Here is a 465-nt window from a genome sequence, read left to right as displayed (position 1 = left end):
CACCTCAAAGCGCGGGCAGCGTGAGGGCAAGCGTGTGGGCATGCCGCGGCGGAAGTCCAAGCACAAGGCTCGGCTGGCGTGCCGGTTCACTACCGGCGCCATCCGGGTGGAGCCGGACCGGCGGCACGTCACGCTGCCCCGGCTCGGGACCATCCGCACTCACGAGTCCACCCGCAAGCTGCAACGCCGTATCGGCAACGGCACCGCCCGGATCTTGTCTGCCACGGTCAGGTTCGAGCGGGGCCGGTGGTTCGTCTCCTTCCAGGTCGAGATCCAGCGCGCCACCGACCGCACCCCGGCCCGCCCGGACGTGGTAGCGGGTGTGGACCTGGGTGTGAAGTGCCTCGCGGTGATCGCCGACAACCGGGGCGAGGTGCGGTTTGTGCCGAACCCGGCGCACTACGACGCCGCGCTCAAGCACCTCAAACGGCTCTCCCGCCGGGTGGCCCGCCGCCAAGGGCCAGA

1 protein-coding gene is annotated in these 465 nt (G+C 71.0%); it reads left to right on the top strand.

The genetic code is table 11. The features are described 5' to 3' along the window. Positions 1-40: 40 nt before the first annotated feature. Positions 41-465: transposase (locus tag ACNAW0_RS30655; protein WP_416291525.1), on the top strand; the 425-nt coding region annotated here is incomplete at its 3' end.

The sequence above is a fragment of the Micromonospora sp. SL1-18 genome, assembly GCF_047921505.1.
In the GTDB taxonomy this organism is placed as follows: domain Bacteria; phylum Actinomycetota; class Actinomycetes; order Mycobacteriales; family Micromonosporaceae; genus Micromonospora.
The sequence above is the reverse complement of the archived record's forward strand: the minus strand, read 5'-3'. Positions and strand labels throughout refer to the sequence as shown.